Source organism: Enterobacter sp. H2G27 (genome assembly GCF_054403075.1).
In genome coordinates this window covers 1,408,249-1,430,610 of the sequence record NZ_JBSVSI010000001.1, presented here as the reverse complement: position 1 = coordinate 1,430,610, position 22,362 = coordinate 1,408,249, and the positions used below count along the sequence as shown (strand labels likewise).

Below are 22,362 nucleotides of genomic sequence, written 5' to 3'. Positions count from 1 at the left end.
CCATTAGCTTTACTATACCTGCGCCTGCGCCGTCTGTGAAAACAGTGACATACCATTTTGCTCGCTTTTCACTATTTTCGATGAGAACTCTCTATCAAAGCAGCCTTTTGATAAAAAAATATTGTCACGCCCGGGGGTGGGAAAAAACGCGGCGACACCGCAGAATGTTAGCGTGCTCACCATCTTATTTTCCCTGGAGGGAAAATGTCCCGCGTATCACAGGCCAGGAGCCTGGGTAAATATTTCCTGCTCGTCGATAACATGCTGGTCGTGCTCGGCTTTTTTGTCGTTTTTCCCCTTATATCGATCCGCTTTGTCGATCAGATGGGCTGGGCTGCATTAATGGTTGGCATTGCCCTGGGGTTACGCCAGTTTGTCCAGCAGGGCCTGGGCGTCTTTGGCGGGGCTATCGCCGACCGCTTTGGCGCTAAACCGATGATCGTTACCGGTATGCTGCTACGCGCGGCAGGGTTTGCCACGATGGCGGTCGCCCAGGAGCCCTGGCTGCTCTGGTTCTCCTGTTTCCTCTCCGGCATCGGGGGCACGCTGTTCGATCCGCCACGTACCGCGCTGGTGGTGAAGCTGATTCGCCCTCAGCACCGCGGCCGTTTCTTCTCGATTCTGATGATGCAGGACAGTGCCGGGGCGGTTATCGGCGCCCTGCTGGGAAGCTGGCTGCTGCAGTATGACTTCCGTCTGGTCTGCGCGGCTGGGGCGGTGCTCTTTATTCTGTGCGCGCTGTTCAATGGCCTGTTCCTGCCCGCCTGGAAACTGTCGACGGTCAAAGCGCCGGTCCGGGAAGGGCTTGGCCGGGTCGTGCGCGACAGGCGTTTTGTCACCTATGTGTTGACCCTGACGGGCTATTACATGCTGGCTGTGCAGGTCATGCTGATGCTGCCGATCATGGTTAACGACATTGCGGGCACGCCTGCAGCCGTTAAATGGATGTACGCCATCGAAGCCTGCCTGTCGTTAACGCTGCTTTATCCGATTGCCCGCTGGAGCGAACGGCATTTTCGTCTGGAGCATCGCCTGATGGCCGGGCTGCTCCTGATGACGCTGAGCATGATGCCGATCGGTCTGGTGAACTCTCTCCAGCAGCTGTTTACGCTGATTTGCACGTTCTATATTGGCTCAATCATCGCCGAGCCTGCCCGTGAAACGCTGAGCGCCTCGCTTGCGGATGCGCGTGCGCGCGGCAGCTATATGGGTTTCAGCCGGCTGGGGCTGGCGCTTGGCGGCGCATTAGGTTACGCCGGTGGCGGCTGGTTGTTTGATGCCGGAAAAGCGTTAAGCCAGCCCGAACTCCCGTGGATGATGCTCGGCGCGGTGGGCTTTATGACGCTCCTTGCCCTGTGGTGGCAGTTCAGCCAGAAACGCAGCGCGAGCGGGATGCTCGAGCCTGGCGCGTAGCCTTTCCCTCGGGCGGGAGCCTCTCCCGCCCCACTTCTCAGTTTTTTCTGCTGGTTTCTGCCCATTCACGCTGACATACTGGCGTAACAGGACAGAAGCGCCGATTTTTCGTTGAGGAACACTATGAAGAAAATTTTCTTTGCCGCTGCATTAGTTGTCAGCGGCCTGCTGGTTGGCTGTAACCAGCTCACGCAATATACCGTCAGTGAACAGGAAATTAATCAGGCGCTGGAAAAACATAACAATTTCTCGAAAGACATTGGCGTGCCGGGGCTGGCAGACGCGCATATCGTGCTCACAAACCTGAGTAGCCAGATCGGACGTGAAGAGCCAAACAAAGTCACCCTGGCCGGTGATGCGGACCTCGATATGTCCTCCCTGTTTGGCAATCAGAAAGCCAACATCAAGCTCAAGCTGAAGGCACTCCCTGTTTTCAACAAAGAGAAAGGGGCGATTTTCCTGCAGGAGATGGAAGTGGTCGATGCGCAGGTGTCTCCGGACAAGATGGCACCGGTTCTGCAAACCCTGATGCCCTATCTGAACCAGTCGCTGCGTAATTATTTTAACCAGCAGCCCGCGTACGTCTTAAGTGAAGACAAAAGCAAGGGTGAAGCCCTGGCGAAAAAATACGCAAAGGGCATAGAGGTGAAACCGGGCGAAATTATCATTCCTTTCACCGATTAACCTGAAGGGCGCTTTGGCGCCCTTTTTTTTCACGGAAAAGTGTGCAAACGAAAACGTTTCCGCTTATGATTTGTGTCCGGCAAAAACAGCCATCCTTATGACTGATTCCTGACAAGCCGGAGCTTCCATGACTGCACAACCCCAGGTTCTTAAAATCCGCCGCCCTGACGACTGGCATATCCATCTGCGCGATGGCGATATGCTGAAAACCGTCGTGCCTTATACCAGCGAAATTTATGGCCGCGCGATTGTCATGCCTAACCTGGTTCCACCAGTCACCACCGTCGATGCCGCGATAGCCTATCGCCAGCGCATCCTGGATGCCGTGCCTGCGGGACACGATTTTACCCCGCTGATGACCTGCTATCTGACCGACTCGCTGGACCCGAACGAAGTGGAGCGTGGGTTTAACGAAGGCGTCTTTACGGCAGCGAAACTCTACCCGGCGAATGCCACCACCAACTCCAGCCACGGCGTCACCAGCATTGATGCCATCATGCCGGTTCTGGAACGCATGCAGAAACTGGGTATGCCGCTGCTGGTCCATGGTGAAGTCACGCACGCGGAGATTGATATCTTCGACCGTGAAGCCCGTTTTATCGAGACCGTGATGGAGCCTTTGCGCCAGCGCCTGCCCGCGCTAAAGGTGGTATTTGAGCATATCACCACCAAAGACGCGGCAGAGTACGTGCGTGACGGCAACGATCTTATCGCTGCCACCATTACGCCACAGCACCTGATGTTTAACCGTAACCACATGCTGGTGGGCGGGGTGCGCCCTCACCTCTACTGTCTGCCTATCCTCAAGCGCAACATCCACCAGCAGGCGCTGCGCGAGCTGGTCGCCAGCGGGTTCTCCCGCGCGTTCCTCGGTACCGACTCCGCACCTCACGCCCGCCATCGTAAAGAGGCGAGTTGCGGCTGTGCAGGCTGCTTCAACGCCCCAACGGCGCTTGCCAGCTACGCAACCGTATTTGAAGAGATGAACGCGCTGGAACATTTCGAAGCATTCTGCTCCCTTAACGGCCCGCGCTTCTACGGCCTGCCGGTCAACGACACCTTCATCGAGCTGGAGCGGAAAGCGAGCCACGTTGAGGAGTCCATTGCCCTGACGGATGATACGCTGATCCCATTCCTGGCGGGTGAAACCGTTAACTGGACGGTAAAACGTTAAAAAATCAATCCCCCTTGTTGTCAAAAAGATAATATACCTGTATAAATAAACAGTATATTACACAGGGGGCATTTATGCGTATTGAAGTCACCATAGCCAAAACTACCGTTCTGCCTGCCGGCGCGCTTGATGCACTGGCAGGCGAATTATCCCGCCGTATTAACAACACCTTTCCCGATAACGCGGGTGCCGTAACGGTGCGTTACGCCTCGGCGAACAACCTCTTCGTCATTGGTGCTGCGAAAGAAGATAAAGATCGCATCAGCGAAATCCTGCAGGAAACGTGGGAAAGCGCAGACGACTGGTTTATCACAGATTAACACTGCTCCCTCATTGTGTTTTTTGCCGGGTCGCCCCGGCTTTTTTTTGTCTAAAAATCCTGCAAGTTCAAATTAATTCGGCATCTTCTTTAAGAATCGTGAACAAGATGGTGTTTTATTGTTCGAACAATCCTAAAAAGCAGAAAAATGTGTTGCCAGCTGTTTATTTTTCCCGTCGGAACCCTTATTACTTGGTATACTGAAGATGCTTTCAGAAAAACATGCATTGAACCTCAAAGCCGTTGTCTTCTAACACGCATTAAGGGGGTTATAATGGAAAAGAATAGTGAAGTGATCCAGACCCATCCACTTGTAGGCTGGGATATCAGTACCGTAGATAGCTACGATGCGCTGATGCTGCGTTTGCACTACCAGACCCCGAATCAACTCAACCGTGAAGAAGCGGAAGTTGGACAGACGCTGTGGCTAACAACAGACGTCGCCCGTCAGTTTATTTCTATTTTAGAAGCAGGTATTGCAAAAATAGAATCTGGCGACTATCAGGAAAATGAGTATAAACGGCACTAAGCTTATGCCCACTTTTCTCTCTACAGGCACCCTCGCGGTGCCTTATTTATTTCTCCCTTGTCTAACCCCGCGTTGTTAATTACTCTGCTAACAAAACGTCAGTTTATGAGATGCATATGAAATACGACTTAATCATTATTGGTAGCGGCTCCGTGGGTTCCGCCGCCGGTTATTACGCAACACAGGCAGGCCTGAAGGTCCTGATGATCGATGCCCACCTTCCTCCTCATTCAGAGGGCAGCCATCATGGCGATACCCGCCTCATGCGCCACGCGTATGGAGAAGGCGAGCGCTATGTACCGCTGGTGCTTCGCGCCCAGACGCTGTGGGACGAGCTGGCGAAGCAGACCGAAGAGCGTATTTTCGAGCGTACCGGCGTTATCAACCTTGGCCCTGCTAATTCTGATTTTCTCGCCAGCGTCGAGCGCAGCGCAAAAGCCTTTAATCTTGATGTCGAGAAGCTGGACGCGACGGGCGTTACCGCGCGCTGGCCTGAAATTACCGTCCCCGACGATTACATTGGCCTCTTTGAAGCCCACTCCGGCGTGCTGCACTGTGAAACGGCGATCAAAACCTGGATCGATCTTGCCGCGAAAGCCGGCTGCGCGCAGCTGTTTAACTGTCCGGTAGAGGCTATCACCCATGACGAGAATGGCGTCACGGTAACGACTATTGACGGCGACTATTCAGCGTCCCGCCTGCTCGTCAGCGCAGGAACCTGGGTCACGCGCCTGCTGCCGGAACTGCCTGTCCAGCCGGTGCGTAAGGTCTTCTCCTGGTTCCAGTCGGATGGGCGCTACAGCGCGCAGAATAAATTCCCGGCCTTTACCGGCGAATTGCCGAATGGCGATCAGTTCTACGGTTTCCCTTCCGAGAAAGACGCGCTGAAAATCGGTAAACACAACGGGGGCCAGGCTATCGCCTCTCCTGACGAGCGTAAGCCCTTCGGCGCCTTCCCACAGGATGGTTCAGAGGCCTTCTCGTTCCTGCGCAATATTCTTCCAGGCGTCGGTGGCTTGCTGTATGGCGCGGCCTGTACCTACGACAACACGCCGGATGAAGACTTTATCATTGACACCCTGCCGGGGCATGACAACGTCCTGCTGATTACCGGGCTGAGCGGCCATGGCTTTAAGTTCGCGTCCGTGCTGGGCGAGATCGCCGCACAGTTTGCCCAGGGCATCACGCCGCAGTTTGATCTGACGCCCTTCTCCCTCTCGCGATTTAACGCATAATCCGCCACGGGCTCCGGACGTCCCGGAGCCCGTTTCATTTACACTGCATGTTGGGGCGTTATGCGCAGGATCGTTAACTTTCTTATGAATAATATTCGCGAGCATTTTATGCTCTATATCTTACTGTGGGCGCTGCTGGCCATTATTGATTTTGTTTACATCGTATTTTATTGAAAACCATGATTGACAATAATTGACGTTTATTTAGCTTTGCTGAAACTCTCAATTTCATCTTGCACGAAGACATTGAATTACATTTATTGATCCTGTTCAAAAACGCTGAAATAAATGAAATAAAAATCAATAGACAATTATTTCAGTTGCAATATCACCTCTTCCCGTTCATTTTTACCTTTCGGTTAATATGAAAATGGACATTCTGATGCAATTGCGTAACTCCTCCCGGCGCTACGGAATAATATCCATAAGTTTGCACTGGATATTTGCTCTTGCCGTCTACGGTATGTTTGGACTTGGGCTCTGGATGGTCACGCTCAGCTATTACGATGGCTGGTATCACCAGGCGCCAGAGTTGCATAAAAGTATTGGTGTCCTGCTGATGCTGGGGCTGGTCTTCCGCGTGATCTGGCGACATATCTCCCCGCCGCCCGCCGCGCCAACGTCACACAGCAAATTTACCCGCGTTAGTGCAGTCGCCGCGCATATTGCCCTCTATGCGCTGCTGTTTGCCATCCTGATTAGCGGCTATCTCATTTCGACGGCTGACGGTAAGCCGATTAACGTTTTTGGCCTGTTCGAGGTTCCGGCAACGCTTAGCGATGCCGGGGCGCAGGCCGATACGGCGGGGGTAGTTCACCTCTGGCTTGCCTGGAGCGTGGTGATCCTCTCCGTGCTGCACGGGCTTGCCGCCCTCAAGCACCATTTTATTGATAAAGACGATACGCTAAAGCGCATGCTTGGCCGCTCGTCAGTTGACTCTGGAGCATAAAATGAAAAAACACCTGCTGGGTATCGCCCTGGGTTCTCTGTTATTCACCGCCGGTAATGCCGTGGCGGCGGATTATAAAATTGATAAAGAGGGCCAGCACGCTTTCGTCAATTTCCGTATTCAGCACCTGGGCTACAGCTGGCTGTACGGCACCTTTAAGGATTTTGACGGCACGTTCACTTTTGACGAGAAAAATCCCGCGGCCGATAAAGTCAATGTGACGATTAATACGAACAGCGTCGACACGAACCACGCAGAGCGCGATAAACACCTGCGCAGTGGGGAGTTCCTCAACGTCGCGAAATTCCCGCAGGCGACCTTCACTTCTACTGAGGTGAAGAAAGACGGTGATAAGCTGAATATTACCGGCAACCTGACGCTTAACGGCGTAACCAAACCGGTCACGCTTGATGCTAAATTACTGGGCCAGGGTGACGATCCGTGGGGCGGTAAACGCGCAGGCTTTGAAGCGGCAGGGAAAATTCACCTGAAAGATTTTAATATCACAACGGATTTAGGCCCGGCGTCTCAGGACGTGGAGCTGATTATTTCCGTTGAAGGGGTACAGCAGAAATCATAATAACTTCGCCCGGCAGGTTTTCACCGTGCCGGGCGTTATTATCATTCCGGGTCAGGGATACCCAGTTTGGTATTCAGACGACCGCGTGATTTATTAAAAATCTTGTTGCCGTTTTCACGTCCTGCGCGACGGCGACGCTGCTCTTCTTCCGGCAGGATGCTCTCTTCACTGCACAGCTCGCTACAGCAGCCGTTAAACTTCTCGGCACAGGCCGGGCACTGAATGAACAGCAGATGGCAGCCGTCGTTTTTGCAGTTGGTGTGGGTATCGCACGGCGCGCCGCACTGATGGCACTGGGCAATAACGTCTTCAGAGATACGCTCACCCATCCGCTCGTCAAAGACAAAGTTTTTCCCGATAAAGCGTACCGGCAACCCCTGCTCGCGGGCGCGGCGGGCGTACTCGATAATGCCGCCTTCAATGTGCCAGACCTTATTGAATCCGTTGTGCTTCATCCACGCGCTGGCTTTCTCACAGCGGATACCGCCGGTGCAGTACATAACGATCTTTTTATCTTTATGCTCCTGCATCATCTCAACCGCTTTGGGCAATTGCTCGCGGAAGGTATCAGCCGGAATTTCCATCGCGTTCTCGAAATGTCCCACTTCGTACTCATAGTGGTTACGCATATCAATGAATACGGCATCCGGATCGTCCAGCATCGCATTCACTTCCGCCGCCTTGAGGTATTCACCGACGTCCGACGGGTTAAACTCAGGATCGTCGATACCGTCCGCCACGATGCGTTCACGCACCTTCATTCGCAGCACCCAGAAGGATTTCCCGTCATCATCCAGGGCAATGTTCAGGCGTAAGCCGTCGAGTGCAGGGTCAAACTGATAAAGTACGTCACGGAAGGCGCTGACTTTGCTTTCCGGTACGCTAATCTGCGCGTTGATGCCTTCACGGGCAAGGTAGACCCGGCCGAAGACGTTAAGCGCCGTGAACGCCTGATAAAGCGCATCGCGGGTCGCCTGCGGATCGTCGATCGTGAAGTATTTATAGAATGAGATGGTTGTGCGCGGTTCGGTTTCAGCCAACATACGCGCTTTTAACATCTCATTCGAAACGCGGTTATGTAACACTGGCATGGTGTACAGTCCTGGATTCGTTAGAGAGAATGAAAAATCGGTCGGCATCATATAGCAAACAAAACCAATTTACATCCACACAATTTACGCTACATTTCACACACCCTGATTAATCAGGCTTAACAATTGCTGTATTCGTGCACGCTTCGAAAGCAGATATTTTGGCTACGTCTCAAAAAATGAGACACTAGCAAAACAGGACGTTTGAACACAGGAAAGACATGACCCAGTTACCAAAATTTACTGCCGCCCTTTTGCATCCCCGCTATTGGTTGACCTGGCTTGGCATCGGCTTTTTATGGCTTCTGGTACAGCTTCCCTACCCTGTTATTTTTCGGTTGGGTAAATTTCTGGGCCGCTTCGCGCAACTGTTTATGAAACGTCGAGCCAGAATCGCGTACCGCAATCTTGAGCTGTGTTTTCCGCAGATGAGCGAGTCAGAGCGTCACGATATGGTCGCGAAGAATTTCGAATCCGTCGGGATGGGCCTTATGGAAACCGGCATGGCGTGGTTCTGGCCGGACAAACGCATGGCTCGCTGGAGCGAGGTGACGGGCACCGGCATGGATCCGGTGCATACGCTTCAGGCCAACCAGAGGGGCGTTCTGCTGATCGGCGTCCATTTCCTGACGCTCGAAATCGGGGCGCGCATGTTCGGCATGCAGGCGCCGGGCATTGGCGTTTATCGCCCTAACGATAACCCGGTCATCGATTTAATCCAGACCAATGGCCGCATGCGCTCCAACAAAAGCATGATCGACCGTAAAGATCTGAAGGGAATGATCCGCGCGCTGAAATCCGGTGAAGTGGTCTGGTACGCCCCCGACCACGACTATGGCCCGCAGGCCAGCGTATTTGTCCCCTTCTTCGCCGTTGAAGAGGCCGCCACAACGACCGGAACCTGGATGCTGGCGCGGATGTCCAAAGCCGCCATCGTGCCTTTTGTTCCCCGCCGTAAGCCGGATGGTTCAGGCTACGAGCTGATGATGCTGGAGCCGGAACTCGCGCCGCCGCTCGACGATGCGGAAACTACCGCGCGCTGGATGAACAGCGTTGTGGAGAAGTGCATTATGCTGGCGCCCGAGCAGTACATGTGGTTGCACCGCCGCTTTAAAACGCGGCCACAAGGCACGCCGTCTCGCTATTAATTCTCATGCGGCCCTCAGGGCCGCATGCTGTTTTAGCTTTAAAAGCACCCCCTCATTGCGGCATTCATAACCCAGGCGCATAATTAGCAGGCTTATTACTTCATGCTTCAGGTGCTCAGCACCTCATTATGCGGATTGTTATGTCACCCTCAGATGCCCCCATAAACTGGAAGCGTAACCTCACGGTTGCGTGGCTTGGCTGTTTCCTCACCGGCGCGGCGTTTAGCCTGGTTATGCCTTTCCTGCCGCTCTACGTCGAACAGCTGGGCGTGACGGGCCACAGTGCGCTCAATATGTGGTCCGGCCTGGTATTCAGCATCACGTTCCTGTTTTCCGCGATAGCCTCACCCTTCTGGGGCGGCCTTGCCGACCGTAAGGGGCGAAAAATCATGCTGCTGCGTTCGGCGCTGGGGATGGCCATCATCATGGCGCTGATGGGCGTGGCGCAAAACGTCTGGCAGTTCCTGATTTTGCGCGCGCTGCTGGGCCTGCTGGGAGGATTTATTCCCAACGCGAACGCCCTGATTGCCACACAAATTCCCCGCCATAAAAGCGGCTGGGCGCTGGGCACGCTCTCAACGGGCGGCGTGAGCGGTGCCCTGCTGGGGCCACTGGCCGGCGGACTCCTGGCCGATAGCTATGGACTGCGGCCGGTTTTCTTTATCACCGCCAGCGTGTTGTTCCTGTGCTTCATCGTCACCCTGCTCTGTATTCGTGAAAACTTCACGCCTGTCGCCAAAAAAGAGATGCTCCACGCCAGGGAAGTGCTGACCTCGCTCAAAAATCCCAGACTGGTGCTGAGCCTGTTCGTGACGACAATGATTATCCAGGTGGCTACCGGGTCGATTGCCCCTATTCTGACGCTTTACGTTCGCGATCTGGCGGGTAACGTCAGCAACATTGCGTTTATCAGCGGACTCATTGCCTCCGTACCCGGCGTGGCGGCGCTGCTGAGCGCCCCGAGGCTCGGAAAACTGGGGGACCGGGTGGGTCCGGAAAAAATACTGATCTGCGCGCTGGTGATTTCCGTCCTGCTGCTTATCCCGATGTCGATGGTGCAAACGCCATGGCAACTGGGCGTCCTGCGCTTTTTACTGGGTGCAGCCGACGGCGCGTTACTGCCCGCCGTTCAGACCCTGCTGGTCTACAACTCTACAAACCAGATTGCCGGGCGTATTTTCAGCTATAACCAGTCGTTCCGGGACATCGGTAACGTCACCGGACCGCTGCTCGGGGCTGGGGTCTCCGCCAGCTTCGGTTTTCGCGCCGTCTTTATCGTGACGGCGGGCGTCGTGTTGTTCAATGCCATTTATTCATGGTTTAGTTTATCCCGCGCGTTACGGCCGGTGACGGAATAAGACGAACGCCTGACAGCTTATTTTCGTATTCATACTTGCAGAATCAGATATTCAGCTATTCTTTCCCTGAAACCTTCTGGAAAACAGGGAGACACCAATGACCATGTACGCCACGCTGGAAGAAGCTATTGATGCCGCTCGTGAAGAGTTCCTCGCCGACAACCCCGGCGTTGAAGAAGAAGATGCTGACGTGCAACAGCTTAATATCCAGAAATACGTTCTGCAGGATGGGGATATTATGTGGCAGGCCGAATTCTTTGCCGATGAAGGTGAAGAAGGGGAATGTTTGCCGATATTAAGTGGTGAAGGTGCGCAGGCCGTCTTTGACGGCGATTATGACGAAATCGAACTTCGGCAGGAATGGCTGGAAGAGAACACCCTGCACGAGTGGGATGAGGGTGAGTTTCAGCTCGAGCCGCCGCTTGATACGGAAGAAGGTCAAACCGCAGCCGATGAGTGGGACGAACGTTAATGTAGGTTATTCGTAAGGGCCGTGGCTGGCATCAATCGGCAGCAGCAGCGTGTCGAAAATCAGCGAGAACGGCAGATCGAGCACAGTCAGGTAGCGCCATGCGGAATCACGGAGATCCCATTTCACGCCAGGGTAATACTGATTCCCGTGGCCTTGCCCTGGAATGGTGCGACTGATGATACTGCCGCAGCCGCTGAGCAGGCATGCCATCAGTACGACGATGATTATTTTCATGAGTAACCTCTAAAAAAATACCGGCGATTAAGCCGGTATTTTATTTGGCGGGAGGCGCTTCGCTTACCCGCCCTACTTAACAACTTACTTCGCCTTCAACGCCAGCGGGTTAAGTTTCAGTTCCTTATAGTAGTTTACCCACGAAGAGTATCTCTCCGGAGCGGACCACACGCGGTAGTGAAGACGCGCCATCGTGACCGGGTCGCTCAGCAGGACCAGACGACGGTCGCGGTTGAGTTTTTCCGGAGTCTCGTTAAGCGCCTGCTCAACGTGACGATCGCGGGCAATCTCCAGCACCTGGCTTGCGCGGTGACGCGCCGTCGCCATAGCCGTTGCCAGGGCGTTGAATGACGGGTTAAACACGGCGTGCATGAAGCCGTCATCCAGCGTGCGATTTCGGTTCTGCTCCAGGTAACGATCGGTATCCACCAGCACCTGCGGCGGGGAATACTCTTCCGGGATCAGGAACAGCTTCCAGCGTTTGGTCCGCAGCCCCACCGTCGAACGGCTGGAGATCACGGAGACAAACGGCGACAGGATCAGCGAGAAGACAATCGGCGCCAGCCAGAACAGGAAGCGCAGATCCAGCCACGCCATCCCGGCCGCCCACACCAGACCCAGCAGCAGCTGTGAACCATGGCGCATAAAGGCTTCGCTCCACGGCGTGGAGTCGTCATCACGCTGCGGTGAGTTCCAGACCACCTCCCAGCCCAGGAATGCGCTGACCACGAACACGGTGTGGAACAGCATACGCACCGGCGCCAGCAGCACGGAGAACAGGACTTCCAGCAGCAGTGAAAGGGTCACGCGGAAGAAACCGCCGTACTCTTTCGAGCCTTTGCACCAGATCAGGATGATGCTGAGCAGCTTAGGCAAGAACAGCAGCACCATGGTCGAGGCAAACAGCGCGATCGCCAGCTCCGGACGCCACTGCGGCCAAACCGGGAACAGCTGCCGCGGTTGGAGGAAGTATTGCGGCTCCGTCAGGGCATGGACGACCTGCAGCGCAGTGGAGAGCGCAAGGAACATAAACCACAGCGGTGCGGAGAGATAAGACATCACGCCCGTCAGGAACACCGCACGGTGAACCGGGTGCATTCCTTTAACAAGGAACAGGCGGAAGTTCATCAGGTTACCGTGACACCAGCGGCGGTCACGCTTGAGCTCGTCCAGCAGGTTCGGCGGCAGCTCTTCGTACGATCCCGGCAGGTCGTAGGCAATCCAGACGCCCCAGCCGGCACGGCGCATCAGCGCCGCTTCTACGAAGTCGTGCGACAGAATAGAGCCGGCAAACGAACCCTCGCCCGGTAGCGGCGCCAGCGCACAGTGCTCAATGAACGGCTTCACGCGGATAATGGCGTTGTGACCCCAGTAGTGCGATTCACCCAGTTGCCAGAAGTGCAGACCTGCCGTAAACAGCGGCCCGTAAACACGGGTGGCGAACTGCTGGCAGCGTGCATAAAGGGTGTCCATTCCGGACGCTTTTGGTGAGGACTGGATAATACCCGCGTTTGGGTTGGCTTCCATCAGACGCACCAGACCACTCAGGCAATCTCCGCTCATGACGGAGTCAGCATCCAGCACCACCATGTAGCTGTACTGGTTACCCCAGCGACGGCAGAAGTCATCAATGTTACCGCTTTTACGCTTCACACGACGACGACGGCGGCGGTAGAAGATCTGTCCTTCGCCCTGCACTTCCGCAATCAGCTCCATCCACGCTTTTTGTTCTGCCACGCAGATATCGGGGTTGTAGCTGTCGCTCAGGATGTAAACGTCGAAATGCTCCGCGTTGCCGGTGGCCTTTACGGACTCCCAGGTTGCACGCAGGCCCGCGAATACGCGGTCAACGTCTTCGTTACAGATAGGCATAATCAGCGCGGTACGGTGCTCAGGATTGAGGGGTTCATCCCCGACCGTTGACGCCGAAATGCTGTATTTGTCACGCCCCATTAGCAGCTGCAGGAAGCCCATCAGCGCGGTCCAGAAGCCGGCTGAGACCCAGCAGAAGAGAACCGCGAACAGCAGAAGGATGCCGCTCTGCAGGATGTACGGCAGCAGCTGCATGAAGGAGACCCAGAGATCCTGGCCCATCATGTCCGTCGGGTTTATGAATGCCCAGCCCTGATACGGCAGGATGGTTTTCATATACCAGGTCGCGACGACCGTCTGCGCAAGCGTCAGAAGCAGCAGGATATAGCGACGGATTGTCCCCACGGTACGCCATTTCTGTTCAGACGCCTGCTCTTCTTTCGTCAGGCGTGACAGATAGCGCGGCGTCACATCACGTCCACGCAGGCGATCCCAGAAGCGACCCACCGGGTTGGTGCGCCACGGATCGGGGAACATAGAGGAACGCGTGGCCTTCGGCATCGCCTGAAGCTGATCGCGTCCTTCATCGTCTTTAATCAACTGCCCTTCCGCCAGCGAGTCCGGCCAGGCCTGCTCCAGACGCGCCTTGACTGACCCAAGCGGCGTATCATCATCACGGGAAAACTGACGATGTTCACCATCCAGCGCGGTGTGAACTGCGCGGATGTCGCTCTTAGGCAGTGCCGCTTTTTCGATATCCGTCAGCGGCATGGCATCAATATATTCAGATGTATTATTCATTGGCAGGTAGCTGATAGCTCCAGGTTTCACTCAGCGGCTGATCGTTACTGACCAGCGCAGCACGCATTTCAGTGGTCTGTTTCGGATCTTTCACTTTCACGCGCAGGGTCAGACGCCAGCCTTTGGTTACCGGGTTATAACGCACGGTATTCTCAACGATTTCACCGTTATCACCGATGCTGGCCTGAGCGGCAACGGCGGTGTCCGGTGCCAGTTTCTTCATATCCTGGCCTGTGAAGTCCACGACAAACGCCACGGTACCGTCAGGCTGACGAATCAGATTAGACTGCTTCACATCACCCGTTGAGCGGCGAGTCTGCATCACATACGCGTTATCCGGCGCATGCAGCTTATCTTCGTCGCGGCTGAAGGTAATGGTGTACTTGAAGTTCATCTCTTTACCGGCTTCCGGCAGCTGATCCGGCGTCCAGTAAGCAACGATGTTATCGTTGGTTTCGTCGTTGGTTGGAATTTCTACCAGCTCGACCTTACCTTTACCCCAGTCACCGTTTGGCGTGACCCAGGCGCTTGGACGCTGGTCATAGCGATCGTCCAAATCTTCAAAACGGGAGAACTGACGACCACGCTGCAGCAGGCCAAAACCTTGTGGGTTTTCCATCGCGAAGCTGCTCACCGCCAGATGTTTCGGGTTATTCAGCGGACGCCAGATCCACTCACCGTTACCGGCATGAATCGACAGACCGTTGGAGTCGTGCAGTTCCGGGCGGAAGTTAGTTGCCGGTGACGGCTGGTTCGGCCCAAACAGGAACATGCTGGTTAGCGGCGCAACGCCAAGTTTGCCCACTTTATCACGCAGGTAAACCTTAGACTGTACGTCAACCACCGTGTCGCGGCCCGGCATAATCACAAAGCGGTAGGCCCCGGTCGCACGCGGCGAATCCAGCAGCGCGTAAATAGTCAGACGTTTATCCGTTGGTTTTGGACGTTCAATCCAGAACTCACGGAAACGTGGGAACTCTTCACCTGATGGCAGCGCGGTATCAATAGCCAGTCCGCGCGCAGAAAGCCCGTATACCTGCCCCGCGCCAATCACGCGGAAGTAGCTGGCACCAAGCATGCTGACGATTTCGTCGTTTTTATCTTTGCTGTTGATCGGGTAAAGCACCTTAAAGCCTGCGAAGCCCAGGTCTTTCACCGTATCTTTGTCGTGTTGCACATTGCCAAAATTGAAGTAATCCGGGCTGTATTTGATCTTACGTACCGCTGTTGCCGTCACTTCATTGATGGCAACAGGCGTGTCGAAGTACATACCCTGATGATAAAACTCAAGCTTGAACGGGGTTTTAATATTGCTCCAGTACGCTTTGTCGTGATTGAACTGGATCTGCTGATAGTCCGCATACTTCATGTCGCGGAAAACGGAGGGCAAGTTACTTTTCGGCGCTTCGTAGCTCTTGCCTGCCATCGATTTTGCCTGTTTTGCGACATCGTCGATGTTAAAGGCCAGTGCCGATGAGGTATACAGTGATAACACCACTGCAGCACCCAACCAACGCATTTTCATCATCTGTGGTTTATGTTTCATAATAAGTAAGCACTTCCCCCTTTGTGTGCTTATATCGATCCGATCCATTTTAATGGAAACTCAGGCAATCCGACAACATTATCACTGCTTTGTTCAGCTGCTGGCTCATGGATTAAGCAAATGAAAGAACCCGCTATTCACTTTGCGTGCTTATCCTGGAGACAGGGTGTCGGTCTTGGTGTAGGGTTGGCTTCGAATGTAACCATTATGAGTCTTAGGGATAAGACGAAAAGTCTGAGAATGCACAACGTTATATGAGCACAACACCAACAGAACGTGAATATTTCCTCGACTCGATCAGGGCCTGGCTGATGCTATTGGGGATCCCCTTTCACATTTCACTGATTTACTCCAGCCATACCTGGCACGTGAATAGCCAGATGCCCTCCTGGTGGCTGACGCTGTTTAACGACTTTATTCACGCCTTTCGTATGCAGGTTTTCTTCGTCATATCCGGCTATTTTTCTTACATGCTGTTTCTGCGATACCCGCTTAAGCGATGGTGGAAAGTACGCGTGGAGCGCGTGGGCATCCCCATGCTCACCGCAATTCCGCTGCTGACGCTGCCTCAGTTCATTATGCTGCAATACGTCAAAGGCAAAGCGGAGAACTGGCCGAATCTGACGCTGTATGAAAAGTACAATACGTTGGTCTGGGAGCTGGTGTCTCACCTGTGGTTCCTGCTGGTCCTAGTGGTGCTCACAACGGTAAGTCTGTTGATTTTTAGTCGCCTGCGCCACCATCTGAGCACAAAAGCCGACACCTTCTTCGCCAACGTTACGATGGGCAAACTGTCAGTGCTCTTCTTGCTGTTGGGGATCGCTTATGCCGCCGTGCGACGGACGCTGCTTATCGTCTATCCGCCTATTTTGAGCGACGGGTTATTTAATTTCGTGGTGATGCAGTCACTGTTCTACATTCCGTTCTTTTTAATCGGCGCGCTGGCTTTTATTCATCCAAAGCTTAAATCGCTGTTTGTCACCCCGTCACCGTGGTGCGCGCTGGGGGCAACCTTCGCGTTCGCTGCATATCTGCTGAATCAGCGCTACGGCAGCGGCGACGCCTGGATGTATGAAACCGAAAGCGTGATCACGATGCTGCTGGGCCTGTGGATGGTGAACGTGGTATTCGCGCTGGGCCATCGCTTGCTGAACTTTAAGTCCAGCCGCGTGACTTACTTCGTTAATGCATCACTGTTTATCTATCTGGTGCATCATCCGTTGACGCTTTTCTTCGGGGCTTACATCACACCGCACATCGCCTCCAACACGCTGGGCTTCTTTACCGGGCTGGTTTTTGTGGTAGGGGTGGCGATCGTACTTTACGAAATCCATCTGCGGATCCCGCTCCTGCGTTTCCTCTTTTCAGGAAAACCGCAGGCAAAAGCCTCATAAACCACGCGGCGCACCAGATGCGCCGCGTTTGCTTCAGCTTTCCAGCTCTTGTTTGCGCTGAGTCAGAAGCCGCTGATAAAGATGCGTGGTGTCGTCGTCAAAACAGACAAAAATCACCTTCTCTGGCAGCGGTTTTAACGACAGATAGCGGTAAACGGTTTCTACAGCGATCGTTGCGGCTGCCGCCTTAGGATAACCATACACGCCGGTGCTGATAGCCGGGAACGCCATCGTTTTATAACCGTTGTCGGCGGCCAGTCGCAGACAGTTCCGGTAAGCCTCTTCCAGAATACTCGCCTCGTGCCGATCGCCACCGTGCCAGACGGGCCCAACGGCATGAATAACCGCTCTGGCGGGCAGATTGCCCGCCAGCGTAATTACCGCATGACCGGGAGGACATTCGCCCTGCTGTTGCCGCACGGTTTTACAGGCTTCGAGCAGCTGCGGTCCGGCAGCACGGTGAATAGCCCCGTCCACACCGCCTCCCCCCATCAGGGAAGGATTGGCCGCATTGACGATGACGTCGACGTGCATTGTCGTAATATCGCCTTGAATAATTTCAATTTGCGGTTTCATAAAGCCCCTCTGCAATCCGCCTTTTTCTTAAGTGTATCGCAGAGGTGACCGGGAGAAAAAACTATCAGAAAAAATCCTCTTCCACCGCAGGGCGGGGAGAACGCGCATTAGCGATACTGGATTTCAATAACTGCAAGCGTTTTTTCAGGATTAAGGTATTTCATATTGAGCGTTGCCAGGTTTGAGTAGCTCACTTTCCCGTTAAGCGCCTCTTCATAGCTGACCATACGCGTTTGCATACGGTTATTATTTGGACATGACATTGCAAATTGTTGCTTCTGCGGAGTGACTTCACAAGGGTCGGCGACGATAGCACCGCGAAAATGTATGACACCGCCGTCAACAACTGTGGCCGAATAAGCCGGGATACTCAAAGCAGAAACGACCAGACCCAGACCTGCTACGAGTCGAGCAAAATAGTTGTTCATTATAGGTACTCCTCAATGAAAATCGTCCATGAGGGGTAAACGCGCTTCATTTATTACGGCAAACGAAGTTTCACGTTACGGAACATAACGACCTGGTCCCTGATATCAGCATAGCTCAACGGCACAGACCCGCCACATTCACAACATATTGATTTAATACATTTTTATAGCGGGCGTTCCGCTGGCGACCACTGTTGTGATAAATGAAGCGATTTTCCATCTGTAACGGTGACAACGATTTTTACCGTGTCTCCTGCATTAATATTTAAACTCAGGCGCATTAAATCAATCGTCTGATTAGCGGGTATAAAAAGTGTGTTTTGCTGCCGGGAAGAACTTTGCCCCCCCTGCCCTTCTCGTAAAGAAACAATCTGAACCTGACAATCACACGACTGCGTAAGAGTGACCTGAGGAATAATAGTGGTCATATTTTCCTGCTGCGACGTTTTGAAGGTGATCTGACTGGAAAGCGCGGCCAGGAGAATTAAGGTATTCATGATGAACTCCCGAAAAAAAACAGGGCTGATGCCCTGTTTTTTTGTAGCACAGATTTCAGTATCAGTACTGATGAGCTGTCGCGTGGTTACCAAAACCGATCTGGGTAACGTTGACAGTAGAGTTAGAGGCAGTCTGGTCAACGAGTGCGCCGTTAAAGCCGCCGGACTGGCTAACGTTCATAACAGATTTTTTACTGTTCCACTGATCAAGTGTTGCACTGTTGCCGAATCCTTTCTGGGTCAGGTTGATTTTACTGTCATCAGAACCCTGACCAACGTCAGCGCCGTTACCGCCACCTTTCTGGGTAATATTCAGCACGGAATTTCTGGCGTCTGTCTGCAGAGCAACCGCGGAGTTACCGCCACCGTCCTGATAAATATTCAGGGTTGAATTTGGACCACTGTATCCGCCATGACCATGCCCATGACCCCAGCCGCCCTGATTAATAGAACCCGCCATAGCACTACCAGAAACTACGATTGCTGCAAGCGCTGCCACTTTGAGAAATTTCATGGTAAACCCCCATCGGATTGATTAAAGTCGTCGCGAAAGCGCTAATGTTGAATAACGTTAATCGCCATTTGCGACTGTTTCTGCACTACAACTGCGGTTTTCTGCGTACCGTACTGCGTAATATTTGCTCTATTACCCGACCCTTTCTGGATAATTTTCGCGCTATTACCGTATCCATCTTGCGTAATACCTGCATCATTCGCGTTTCCGCTCTGATCGATCCAGGCTATATTGTAACTCCCTGATTGATCAACTCTTGCTCTGTTGCCTGCCCCATCCTGGGAAACAATGGACAATAGTTTCGAACCTTCCTGGCGAACCTGAGCGTCATTGAAAACACCCTGTTGACCAATAATGGCTGCCTGATTGAGTGATGAAAGACTTAATTCGTTAACCGCAAAGTTATATTCAGCATTTGCTAAATCTGAATTCGCTGCGGTTACAAATCCAGGCGCACCCAGTAATGTAAACATCATAAATAACGATGTGTATTTCATGTTGTCACCCTGGACCTGGTTATTGAATAACTCCATAACCCTATAACAGTGTCACATGTAAAAACGATTCGTATTGTGTTAACGCGTCGTTACGGTGAAGAGTATGTCCGCTGAAACATTTTAAATATCTCACCCGCGCGGCTTATTTTTATTTTTCAGATCACCACAAAGTCGTAATTTACATCAAAAACCACTTTATTCAGGCCAGCTTATATTTTTTATTAAATGCATTTTTCGAAAGGGTTGTACAGCAAGATAAAAGCTGTCCAAGCCTCCTCCCGGGGTGTTTAAACGTAACGGCATGAGAACATTTTTTCTCAGCACGTGACACGAGGCCTCTTTTCTTAAGCCAAACTGCTGCTCATTCGAGGGCTTAGTAAAAACCTGTAACTCATACAAAATTATTGCTTTATAAAAATAAAAAATATCCATTTAAATCATGCAATTAAAAATATTTGTATGATTTTTAAAATCTGTGCAGCTCTATTTATGTGTACAACTTTCTCATCAATTCTCGCCATTCAAAACAACTCAATTTCACAAATTAATATTGATTTTTACATTATGTTACATGTTTAACACTTGCTTTAAACTTCGTAAAAGCTAGATTGAAATTAGATGTACGAAATTGGTTTTATATTTACCTCCCTGTGGAGGTTATGGTCTGATTCTACACACAGCAGTGCAACATCTGTCAGTACTTCTGGTGTCCTCTTTTAAACAGGAGGACAGCTGCCAGGTGCCAATTAAAGTGGGGTTTCATCATGTATAATGAAGTCCATAGTTTACATGGTCATACATTACTGTTGATCACAAAACCTTCTCTGCAAGCGACAGCATTATTACAACATTTAAAGCAATCTTTATCACTGAACGGGAAATTGCATAATATTCAACGTTCTTTTGATGATATTGCACCTGGCAGCATCATTCTTTTCGATATGATGGAAGCGGATAAAAAACTTATCCATTACTGGCAAGATATTTTAAGCAGGAAAAACAACAATATCCGTGTGCTATTGTTGAATACGCCTGATGAATATCCTTTCAGAGATATTGAAAGCTGGCCGCATATCAATGGCGTGTTCTACGTCACAGAAGAAGAAGACCGGGTAGTTGAGGGTCTGCAAGGTATATTGCGCGGAGAGTGTTATTTTTCGCAAAAGCTTGCCAGTTATCTCATCACGCACTCGGGAAATTATCGTTATAACAGCTCAGAGTCAGCACTGCTCACGCACCGTGAGAAAGAGATCCTGAATAAGTTACGCATTGGTGCTTCAAATATTGAAATCGCCCGTTCGTTATTTATCAGCGAAAATACGGTAAAGACGCACCTTTATAATCTTTTCAAGAAGATAGCTGTGAAAAACAGAACTCAGGCTGTTTCGTGGGCAAACGATAACCTCAGGCGTTAATCACATGAAGCGCACGTTGAGTTGGATCGCCGCAGCGAGTTTCCTGCTCGCTGCCGGGAATCTGAAGGCCGTCGAGGTCGAAGTTCCCGGATTGTTAACAGACCACACTGTTTCATCGGTCGGGCACAGTTTTTACCGTGCCTTTAGTGATAAATGGGACAGTACTTATACCGGAAATATAACGATCAACGAGCGGCCCAGTGCACGATGGGGAAGTTGGATAACAATAACGGCTAATCAGTACGTTATTTATCAAACGTTTTTATTCCCCACAAAAATGGACTTCGATAAAAACGTAGCCCTGGCACTGGCACAATCAGAAGACGCTATTAATCGCCTGCAAATAGATAAAGCCCTATTAAGCACCAGCGATTTAGCAAAAGACGAGTTCTAGCGAACCGATATGCGGAGGCTGTCATGCGTATTGCATATGCAGTTGTTTCGATAATGCTAATAACACCCATAAGCTGGGCCGGAAACATGACGTTTCAGTTCCGTAACCCTAACTTTGGCGGTAACCCTAACAACGGCGCGTTCCTGCTGAATGAAGCTCAGGCGCAAAACTCCTATAAGGATCCCAGCTTAAAGGATTTTAGCATTGATACCCCGTCCGCACTGGACAACTTCACTCAAGCTATTCAGTCGCAGATTTTAGGTGGGTTACTGACCAACATTAATACCGGTAAACCCGGCCGGATGGTGACCAACGACTTTATCGTTGATATCGCCAACACTGACGGACAGCTTCAGTTGAACGTGACCGATCGTAAAACCGGAAGAATCTCCACCATTCAGGTTTCCGGTCTACAAAGTAATTCAACTGACTTTTAAACAATAGCTAAATAAGGACAACGATCATGCAGCGCTTCCTGATTTTTGTTGCAGTGTGCTTATTGAGCGGTTGTTTAACTGCTCCACCTAAAGAAGCTGCAAAACCTACATTAATGCCTCGGGCCCAGAGTTATCGTGATTTAACGCATTTACCTGCTCCAACGGGGAAAATATTTGTCTCCGTATACAACATTCAGGATGAAACCGGGCAATTCAAACCTTACCCGGCAAGTAACTTCTCCACGGCCGTGCCGCAAAGCGCCACCGCGATGCTGGTTACCGCGCTCAAGGATTCGCACTGGTTTATTCCCCTGGAACGTCAAGGTCTTCAGAACCTGTTGAATGAACGTAAAATCATTCGTGCAGCACAGGAAAATGGTACCGTCGCGGCCAATAACCGTACGCCTCTGGAATCTCTGGCGGCAGCGAACGTGATGATTGAAGGATCGATTATTGGCTACGAAAGTAACGTTAAATCGGGTGGAGCGGGCGCACGGTACTTCGGTATCGGCGCGGATACCCAATACCAGCTCGACCAAATTGCCGTTAACCTGCGTGTAGTCAACGTCAGTACAGGCGAAGTGCTCTCTTCGGTGAACACCAGCAAAACCATACTGTCCTATGAAGTTCAGGCAGGGGTATTCCGCTTCATCGATTACCAGCGTTTGCTGGAGGGTGAAATTGGCTACACCTCCAACGAGCCGGTCATGATGTGTCTGATGTCAGCCATTGAAACCGGCGTGATCTTCTTAATCAACGACGGTATTGACCGCGGGCTGTGGGATCTGCAAAACAAAGCAGACGTGCAGAACCCGATACTGGTGAAATACCGCGATATGTCAGTCCCTCCGGAATCCTGACAGGA

Annotated in this window: 26 protein-coding genes; 17 read left to right on the top strand and 9 right to left on the bottom strand. The window is 52.2% G+C overall.

Annotation, left to right across the window (positions count from 1 at the left end):
• Positions 1 to 204 precede the first annotated feature (204 nt).
• The 9 genes from mdtH (at position 205) to ACW9E7_RS06685 (ending at position 6,883) form a co-directional block, all read left to right on the top strand.
• The gene (gene mdtH / locus ACW9E7_RS06725) at positions 205 to 1,413 is read left to right on the top strand and encodes a multidrug efflux MFS transporter MdtH (protein WP_325848064.1); all 1,209 of its coding nucleotides are present in this window, start codon (positions 205 to 207) and stop codon (positions 1,411 to 1,413) included.
• A gap of 123 nt (positions 1,414 to 1,536) precedes the next feature.
• A complete protein-coding gene (locus tag ACW9E7_RS06720) occupies positions 1,537 to 2,097 on the top strand; it encodes a lipoprotein (RefSeq protein WP_115874720.1) in 561 nt (186 codons plus the stop codon).
• 127 nt (positions 2,098 to 2,224) lie between these two features.
• Positions 2,225 to 3,271, top strand: a complete 1,047-nt coding sequence (pyrC, locus tag ACW9E7_RS06715) for a dihydroorotase (RefSeq protein ID WP_023311125.1) — start codon at positions 2,225 to 2,227, stop codon at positions 3,269 to 3,271.
• A gap of 74 nt (positions 3,272 to 3,345) precedes the next feature.
• On the top strand, positions 3,346 to 3,591 hold the full coding sequence (dinI, locus tag ACW9E7_RS06710) for a DNA damage-inducible protein I (RefSeq protein ID WP_458727451.1): 246 nt from the start codon (positions 3,346 to 3,348) through the stop codon (positions 3,589 to 3,591).
• A gap of 273 nt (positions 3,592 to 3,864) precedes the next feature.
• Positions 3,865 to 4,119: a biofilm formation regulator BssS gene (gene bssS, locus ACW9E7_RS06705; RefSeq protein ID WP_008500827.1), complete on the top strand. Its 255-nt coding sequence runs from the start codon at positions 3,865 to 3,867 to the stop codon at positions 4,117 to 4,119.
• A gap of 116 nt (positions 4,120 to 4,235) precedes the next feature.
• Positions 4,236 to 5,354, top strand: a complete 1,119-nt coding sequence (gene solA / locus ACW9E7_RS06700; protein WP_458727450.1) for an N-methyl-L-tryptophan oxidase — start codon at positions 4,236 to 4,238, stop codon at positions 5,352 to 5,354.
• A gap of 60 nt (positions 5,355 to 5,414) precedes the next feature.
• Entirely contained in the window at positions 5,415 to 5,528 is a 114-nt protein-coding gene (locus tag ACW9E7_RS06695) for a YceO family protein (RefSeq protein WP_032639612.1), read from the top strand.
• 208 nt (positions 5,529 to 5,736) lie between these two features.
• On the top strand, positions 5,737 to 6,303 hold the full coding sequence (locus tag ACW9E7_RS06690; protein WP_111965848.1) for a cytochrome b: 567 nt from the start codon (positions 5,737 to 5,739) through the stop codon (positions 6,301 to 6,303).
• Between the two features lies 1 nt (position 6,304).
• The gene (locus ACW9E7_RS06685; RefSeq protein WP_133294157.1) at positions 6,305 to 6,883 is read left to right on the top strand and encodes a YceI family protein; all 579 of its coding nucleotides are present in this window, start codon (positions 6,305 to 6,307) and stop codon (positions 6,881 to 6,883) included.
• Between the two features lie 41 nt (positions 6,884 to 6,924).
• Here ACW9E7_RS06685 and trhO read toward each other — a convergent pair whose 3' ends face one another.
• A complete protein-coding gene (gene trhO, locus ACW9E7_RS06680) occupies positions 6,925 to 7,974 on the bottom strand; it encodes an oxygen-dependent tRNA uridine(34) hydroxylase TrhO (protein WP_111965842.1) in 1,050 nt (349 codons plus the stop codon).
• Between the two features lie 221 nt (positions 7,975 to 8,195).
• On the opposite strand from trhO, the gene ACW9E7_RS06675 reads away from it, so the two are divergent.
• The 3 genes from ACW9E7_RS06675 to ACW9E7_RS06665 all read left to right on the top strand — a co-directional run bounded on the left by ACW9E7_RS06675 (position 8,196) and on the right by ACW9E7_RS06665 (position 10,952).
• The gene (locus ACW9E7_RS06675; protein WP_458727449.1) at positions 8,196 to 9,122 is read left to right on the top strand and encodes a Kdo(2)-lipid IV(A) acyltransferase; all 927 of its coding nucleotides are present in this window, start codon (positions 8,196 to 8,198) and stop codon (positions 9,120 to 9,122) included.
• 140 nt (positions 9,123 to 9,262) lie between these two features.
• Positions 9,263 to 10,480: a multidrug efflux MFS transporter MdtG gene (gene mdtG / locus ACW9E7_RS06670; RefSeq protein WP_115874715.1), complete on the top strand. Its 1,218-nt coding sequence runs from the start codon at positions 9,263 to 9,265 to the stop codon at positions 10,478 to 10,480.
• A 97-nt stretch (positions 10,481 to 10,577) separates the two neighbouring features.
• A complete protein-coding gene (locus tag ACW9E7_RS06665) occupies positions 10,578 to 10,952 on the top strand; it encodes a MysB family protein (RefSeq protein ID WP_023311118.1) in 375 nt (124 codons plus the stop codon).
• 6 nt (positions 10,953 to 10,958) lie between these two features.
• On the opposite strand, the gene ACW9E7_RS06660 is transcribed toward ACW9E7_RS06665, so the two are convergent.
• From ACW9E7_RS06660 to mdoG, 3 genes are all read right to left on the bottom strand, one after another.
• Positions 10,959 to 11,186 carry a YceK/YidQ family lipoprotein gene (locus ACW9E7_RS06660; RefSeq protein WP_032650824.1) on the bottom strand — a complete coding sequence of 76 codons (228 nt, stop codon included), beginning with the start codon at positions 11,184 to 11,186 and terminating at the stop codon, positions 10,959 to 10,961.
• Positions 11,187 to 11,270: 84 nt separating this feature from the next.
• Positions 11,271 to 13,799 carry a glucans biosynthesis glucosyltransferase MdoH gene (gene mdoH / locus ACW9E7_RS06655; RefSeq protein WP_045908288.1) on the bottom strand — a complete coding sequence of 843 codons (2,529 nt, stop codon included), beginning with the start codon at positions 13,797 to 13,799 and terminating at the stop codon, positions 11,271 to 11,273.
• The gene (gene mdoG, locus ACW9E7_RS06650; RefSeq protein WP_111966168.1) at positions 13,792 to 15,345 is read right to left on the bottom strand and encodes a glucans biosynthesis protein MdoG; all 1,554 of its coding nucleotides are present in this window, start codon (positions 15,343 to 15,345) and stop codon (positions 13,792 to 13,794) included. The genes mdoH and mdoG overlap by 8 nt, the downstream gene beginning before the upstream one ends.
• Before the next feature lie 254 nt (positions 15,346 to 15,599).
• Here mdoG and mdoC point away from each other — a divergent pair, with 254 nt between their 5' ends.
• The gene (gene mdoC, locus ACW9E7_RS06645; protein ID WP_115874712.1) at positions 15,600 to 16,739 is read left to right on the top strand and encodes a glucans biosynthesis protein MdoC; all 1,140 of its coding nucleotides are present in this window, start codon (positions 15,600 to 15,602) and stop codon (positions 16,737 to 16,739) included.
• A gap of 33 nt (positions 16,740 to 16,772) precedes the next feature.
• Here mdoC and ymdB read toward each other — a convergent pair whose 3' ends face one another.
• From ymdB to csgB, 5 genes are all read right to left on the bottom strand, one after another.
• Positions 16,773 to 17,315: an O-acetyl-ADP-ribose deacetylase gene (ymdB, locus tag ACW9E7_RS06640; protein WP_133294154.1), complete on the bottom strand. Its 543-nt coding sequence runs from the start codon at positions 17,313 to 17,315 to the stop codon at positions 16,773 to 16,775.
• A 107-nt stretch (positions 17,316 to 17,422) separates the two neighbouring features.
• On the bottom strand, positions 17,423 to 17,743 hold the full coding sequence (locus tag ACW9E7_RS06635) for a type 1 fimbrial protein (RefSeq protein WP_458727448.1): 321 nt from the start codon (positions 17,741 to 17,743) through the stop codon (positions 17,423 to 17,425).
• A gap of 164 nt (positions 17,744 to 17,907) precedes the next feature.
• Positions 17,908 to 18,240, bottom strand: a complete 333-nt coding sequence (csgC, locus tag ACW9E7_RS06630; protein ID WP_133294153.1) for a curli assembly chaperone CsgC — start codon at positions 18,238 to 18,240, stop codon at positions 17,908 to 17,910.
• 61 nt (positions 18,241 to 18,301) lie between these two features.
• Positions 18,302 to 18,754: a curli major subunit CsgA gene (gene csgA / locus ACW9E7_RS06625; RefSeq protein ID WP_008500842.1), complete on the bottom strand. Its 453-nt coding sequence runs from the start codon at positions 18,752 to 18,754 to the stop codon at positions 18,302 to 18,304.
• A 41-nt stretch (positions 18,755 to 18,795) separates the two neighbouring features.
• Positions 18,796 to 19,251, bottom strand: a complete 456-nt coding sequence (gene csgB / locus ACW9E7_RS06620; protein ID WP_111966173.1) for a curli minor subunit CsgB — start codon at positions 19,249 to 19,251, stop codon at positions 18,796 to 18,798.
• Between the two features lie 764 nt (positions 19,252 to 20,015).
• On the opposite strand from csgB, the gene csgD reads away from it, so the two are divergent.
• From csgD to csgG, 4 genes are read left to right on the top strand one after another with little or no spacing between them, the layout of a single operon-like run.
• The gene (csgD, locus tag ACW9E7_RS06615) at positions 20,016 to 20,666 is read left to right on the top strand and encodes a biofilm master transcriptional regulator CsgD (RefSeq protein ID WP_021240790.1); all 651 of its coding nucleotides are present in this window, start codon (positions 20,016 to 20,018) and stop codon (positions 20,664 to 20,666) included.
• Between the two features lie 4 nt (positions 20,667 to 20,670).
• Positions 20,671 to 21,060: a curli production assembly/transport protein CsgE gene (gene csgE / locus ACW9E7_RS06610; protein ID WP_008500845.1), complete on the top strand. Its 390-nt coding sequence runs from the start codon at positions 20,671 to 20,673 to the stop codon at positions 21,058 to 21,060.
• Positions 21,061 to 21,083: 23 nt separating this feature from the next.
• Positions 21,084 to 21,497, top strand: a complete 414-nt coding sequence (gene csgF, locus ACW9E7_RS06605) for a curli production assembly/transport protein CsgF (RefSeq protein WP_023311106.1) — start codon at positions 21,084 to 21,086, stop codon at positions 21,495 to 21,497.
• Between the two features lie 26 nt (positions 21,498 to 21,523).
• On the top strand, positions 21,524 to 22,357 hold the full coding sequence (gene csgG / locus ACW9E7_RS06600) for a curli production assembly/transport protein CsgG (RefSeq protein WP_021240792.1): 834 nt from the start codon (positions 21,524 to 21,526) through the stop codon (positions 22,355 to 22,357).
• Positions 22,358 to 22,362: the final 5 nt, after the last annotated feature.

Coding starts and splice junctions, on each gene's coding strand:
- mdtG (WP_115874715.1), top strand. CDS start 9,263: ATGTCACCCTCAGATGCCCCCATAAACTGGAAGCGTAACCTCACGGTT.
- csgA (WP_008500842.1), bottom strand. CDS start 18,754: ATGAAATTTCTCAAAGTGGCAGCGCTTGCAGCAATCGTAGTTTCTGGT.
- mdoH (WP_045908288.1), bottom strand. CDS start 13,799: ATGAATAATACATCTGAATATATTGATGCCATGCCGCTGACGGATATC.
- ACW9E7_RS06635 (WP_458727448.1), bottom strand. CDS start 17,743: ATGAACAACTATTTTGCTCGACTCGTAGCAGGTCTGGGTCTGGTCGTT.
- mdoC (WP_115874712.1), top strand. CDS start 15,600: ATGAGCACAACACCAACAGAACGTGAATATTTCCTCGACTCGATCAGG.
- ACW9E7_RS06695 (WP_032639612.1), top strand. CDS start 5,415: ATGCGCAGGATCGTTAACTTTCTTATGAATAATATTCGCGAGCATTTT.
- csgE (WP_008500845.1), top strand. CDS start 20,671: ATGAAGCGCACGTTGAGTTGGATCGCCGCAGCGAGTTTCCTGCTCGCT.
- dinI (WP_458727451.1), top strand. CDS start 3,346: ATGCGTATTGAAGTCACCATAGCCAAAACTACCGTTCTGCCTGCCGGC.
- csgD (WP_021240790.1), top strand. CDS start 20,016: ATGTATAATGAAGTCCATAGTTTACATGGTCATACATTACTGTTGATC.
- ACW9E7_RS06665 (WP_023311118.1), top strand. CDS start 10,578: ATGACCATGTACGCCACGCTGGAAGAAGCTATTGATGCCGCTCGTGAA.
- ACW9E7_RS06690 (WP_111965848.1), top strand. CDS start 5,737: ATGCAATTGCGTAACTCCTCCCGGCGCTACGGAATAATATCCATAAGT.
- ACW9E7_RS06720 (WP_115874720.1), top strand. CDS start 1,537: ATGAAGAAAATTTTCTTTGCCGCTGCATTAGTTGTCAGCGGCCTGCTG.
- bssS (WP_008500827.1), top strand. CDS start 3,865: ATGGAAAAGAATAGTGAAGTGATCCAGACCCATCCACTTGTAGGCTGG.
- ACW9E7_RS06660 (WP_032650824.1), bottom strand. CDS start 11,186: ATGAAAATAATCATCGTCGTACTGATGGCATGCCTGCTCAGCGGCTGC.
- csgB (WP_111966173.1), bottom strand. CDS start 19,251: ATGAAATACACATCGTTATTTATGATGTTTACATTACTGGGTGCGCCT.
- solA (WP_458727450.1), top strand. CDS start 4,236: ATGAAATACGACTTAATCATTATTGGTAGCGGCTCCGTGGGTTCCGCC.
- mdtH (WP_325848064.1), top strand. CDS start 205: ATGTCCCGCGTATCACAGGCCAGGAGCCTGGGTAAATATTTCCTGCTC.
- mdoG (WP_111966168.1), bottom strand. CDS start 15,345: ATGAAACATAAACCACAGATGATGAAAATGCGTTGGTTGGGTGCTGCA.
- csgG (WP_021240792.1), top strand. CDS start 21,524: ATGCAGCGCTTCCTGATTTTTGTTGCAGTGTGCTTATTGAGCGGTTGT.
- ymdB (WP_133294154.1), bottom strand. CDS start 17,315: ATGAAACCGCAAATTGAAATTATTCAAGGCGATATTACGACAATGCAC.
- csgC (WP_133294153.1), bottom strand. CDS start 18,240: ATGAATACCTTAATTCTCCTGGCCGCGCTTTCCAGTCAGATCACCTTC.
- ACW9E7_RS06675 (WP_458727449.1), top strand. CDS start 8,196: ATGACCCAGTTACCAAAATTTACTGCCGCCCTTTTGCATCCCCGCTAT.
- csgF (WP_023311106.1), top strand. CDS start 21,084: ATGCGTATTGCATATGCAGTTGTTTCGATAATGCTAATAACACCCATA.
- pyrC (WP_023311125.1), top strand. CDS start 2,225: ATGACTGCACAACCCCAGGTTCTTAAAATCCGCCGCCCTGACGACTGG.
- ACW9E7_RS06685 (WP_133294157.1), top strand. CDS start 6,305: ATGAAAAAACACCTGCTGGGTATCGCCCTGGGTTCTCTGTTATTCACC.
- trhO (WP_111965842.1), bottom strand. CDS start 7,974: ATGCCAGTGTTACATAACCGCGTTTCGAATGAGATGTTAAAAGCGCGT.